The organism is Candidatus Defluviilinea gracilis (assembly GCF_057138825.1).
The window spans coordinates 1-3003 of the sequence record NZ_DBNHEF010000057.1 but is presented as its reverse complement, the minus strand read 5'-3'; the positions used below and the strand labels follow the sequence as shown (position 1 = coordinate 3003).

General features: G+C 53.4%; 3 protein-coding genes. All 3 read right to left on the bottom strand.

Translation table 11 applies throughout. From position 1 onward, the window contains the following. Nucleotides 1–169: 169 nt before the first annotated feature. Nucleotides 170–733 (bottom strand): GNAT family N-acetyltransferase, encoded by a 564-nt coding sequence (locus tag AC16KF_RS08765; RefSeq protein ID WP_484036931.1) that lies wholly within the window; start codon nucleotides 731–733, stop codon nucleotides 170–172. 76 nt (nucleotides 734–809) lie between these two features. Further along, on the bottom strand, nucleotides 810–1709 hold the full coding sequence (locus tag AC16KF_RS08760) for a diacylglycerol/lipid kinase family protein (RefSeq protein ID WP_484036930.1): 900 nt from the start codon (nucleotides 1707–1709) through the stop codon (nucleotides 810–812). Nucleotides 1710–1822: 113 nt separating this feature from the next. Beyond that, nucleotides 1823–2770 (bottom strand): DMT family transporter, encoded by a 948-nt coding sequence (locus AC16KF_RS08755; RefSeq protein ID WP_484036929.1) that lies wholly within the window; start codon nucleotides 2768–2770, stop codon nucleotides 1823–1825. Nucleotides 2771–3003 lie beyond the last annotated feature (233 nt).

Genomic DNA, 3003 nt, shown 5'->3' with positions numbered 1-3003 from the left:
TAATCAACGGGAAAGAGCCTCACCACGAAGGACACAAAGTCTTGCGCTGAGTTCGTCGAAGCGACACAAAGGGGGGAAAAGAGCCTAGATTCCTTGTGTTTTTCCTTTGTGACCGTCGTGTCCTTTGCGTTTGAAAAATGGTTTCCCGTTAAAAACGGGAGAGCCAAAATTACTCAATGACAAACCGAAAGATCGGACGCGTGGGTGAATTGCGCGCCACCTCTTTGAAGCCCGCCCGCTCGAACGCGGACGCCAACCCGGTGAACGCGAACGGAGGCGCGATCGTTTTCTCAACCTCCACAGGATAACCTTCGACGATTCTTCCTCCCTTCGATTTGACATACCCAACCGCGGCTTTCAACAACTCGACGTTGATGCCCTGCTTGCGGAACTTCTTCGCGACAAAAAAGCACGGCACCGACCAAACTTCCTGTTCGTCCACCGGCTTCAGAATTTTGGAGTGCGCCAGTTTCTCATACGCCGCGCGCGGCTCCACCGCCACCCAGCCGACCACATCGCCATGCAGGTATGCAAGCAAACCTGTGACCACGCCTTCGTTTAATTGATTTTTATGCAACTGCCGCGCTTCGTAGCCTTTTGCTTCGTCGTAGGCTTTGCCGCGCAGTTTCCAATACATACACCAACAGCCATCACACGCGCCATGCGCGCCAAAAAGTTCTTCGAAGTCATTCCAGAGGTTTCGAGTAAGTGGGTGAAAGGAGAGGTCGCTCATGAAATATTCCTAGCCGCAGAGACCACAGAGTTCTCGGAGAAAATCTCAAACTCTCCGCGCTCGCGGTGATCAAATTCTACGCCGTCAGTATGTTTAGTTTTTGCGGCAAAATTTCGTAGTCAAAATCTTGAATCCATTCAGGGAGCAGTTCGCCATCGGTGTGGGCGGGAGAGGGCGATTCGAGGTGAAGGGAAATTTTTGTCGTATGTACTTCGCGCATGCCTTCCAATTCGACATAACTGCCTTTGTCTTCATTGAACGCGCGCGGCAAGGCTTGAAAGAGTCCGAGTCGCGTGGCGCGGTAGCCGAAGGCGAGAGTCAACTTCCCATCGAAAGGATTCGCGTGTGGCGTCATGAAGAATCCGCCAGTGCGCCTTCCGTTGCCGATTGAAATGAGAGAAAATTTTCCGATGTATTCGCCATCGTCCCATGTCAGCCTGCCTGTCCAGTCGGGTTTATCCATGATGCCCCGCACCGCCGCAACGAGATAACGCCCGATGCCTTTGATCCACTGGATCTTTTCATGCTTGAGGGTGACGTATGGCTCAAGCCCCGCGCCCGAATTGTTGATGAAATATCGATTGTTCAGCCTGCCGAGGTCCATCGCGCGAGTCTTTCCGTTTGCAATGACACGCGCGGCTTCGTTGAGACCCTTCGGCAGACCGAGCGCGAAAGCGACGTCGTTCGCGGAGCCCGTTGGCATGATTCCCAGCGGACCAATCGCCTCCTCCGCAGGCGCGGCTTGCATCAGTCCATTGACCGCGTCGCCCAACGAACCGTCGCCGCCCGAAACGATGATCGGTGAAAAATTTTCACGCGCGGCTTGTGCGGCGAGTTCGACGATCTGTCCCTTGTGTTGCGAGACGACCAACTCGAACTTCACGCCCGCGGCGTTGAGCGCGGCTTCGGCTTCGGGCCAGCGCTTTTGTGAGTTCCAGCGGTTTGAGTAAGGATTCAGAATAACTTTTGCTGTCATATTTTTTATCTACCGCTAAGAGCGCGAAGATCGCCAAGTATTAAAGATTTCCTGGCGCGCTTAGCGTCATTTCAACAGGCTCAATGCAAGTCTTCGCGGTTCAAAGAAGATCTTCATGGCTCAGAAGTTTCAATTTTACTTGAATTCCAACTTTTGACTTGCGCGAGCAGAACTGCAACGAAGATGACAATACAACCAAGAATCTGAATGGGTTGGAGGGTCTGACTCAGCACGAACCAACCTGCGAGACCGGCGAAGACTGCCTCAAGGCTGAGAATCAAGGCGGCGTCGGTGGGAGGCGTATGTTTTTGTCCCCACACTTGAAGCGTGTACCCGATGCCAACCGAGATCGAAGCGCGGAAAAGAATCGCGCCGACGAGCGGAAGCGCCGTCAGTTGCGAAACGTCTTCGAAGGCGAGTCCGCAGAGGAAGTTGAGGGATCCGCTAATGAAGAAGTGACCCGCCGCGAACGAAACGGATTCAAATTTGGAGGCGAACCGCCCCAGCACGACAACGTGTAACGCCCAAAACGCGGAGCCGATGACTTCAAGCGTGTCGCCTCTTTGGACCTCGAACCTGCCCGCCGTGGACAGGAAGTACGCCCCCACCCCAGCCAGGACGACCGCGAGCATATCCACCCAGTGCGGTTTTTCGCGGAACATCACCCACAGCAAAAACGGAGTGAACACCACGTAGAGACTGGTGAGGAAACCCGCGTTGGCGACCTTGGTGTAGAACAGCCCCACTTGCTGGAAGGCTGTGGCGAAAAACAGAATCGCTCCCGCGATGAACATCCACTTCCATTGTTGTTTGGGTAGTTTAGATAGCCACTGAGTCCACAGAGACCATTGAGAGTTTTTCTTTTTCTCTGTTTTCTCTGCGCTCTCTGTGGCTAAAACGTCTTTCGGGATGAACGGAATAAGAATCAGCGCGGCGAGCATGAAACTCACGCCATTGAACAAGTACGCGGCTTGGTATTGCGCCGCCACTCCCTGCGCGACGAATCCCGTCCCCCAGATGACGGCTACGATGAAGAGAAGGAGGTCTACTTTGAGGCGCATGAGATGCGAGGAATCCTATGGTTTGTTGTCGGATTGCGGGGGGAGATTTATAATACTTTACGTGGATATTATACAAGCAAGGCAAAACAAAGCGCTCCCTCGTCATGCTAGGGCGATTGCATCTAAATTGAGGTAAAAAAGGGCTATCTTGAAGGAGGTAGCCATGACAAAGAAGCCATTGGAGGCGATCGCCGAGCATTTTAGCAAAGTGAGCGATCCGCGGGTGGATCGAA

Bases quoted from the DNA above. Each gene is read 5' to 3' on its own strand.
- AC16KF_RS08760 (WP_484036930.1), bottom strand. From the start codon at position 1,709: ATGACAGCAAAAGTTATTCTGAATCCTTACTCAAACCGCTGGAACTCA.
- AC16KF_RS08755 (WP_484036929.1), bottom strand. From the start codon at position 2,770: ATGCGCCTCAAAGTAGACCTCCTTCTCTTCATCGTAGCCGTCATCTGG.
- AC16KF_RS08765 (WP_484036931.1), bottom strand. From the start codon at position 733: ATGAGCGACCTCTCCTTTCACCCACTTACTCGAAACCTCTGGAATGAC.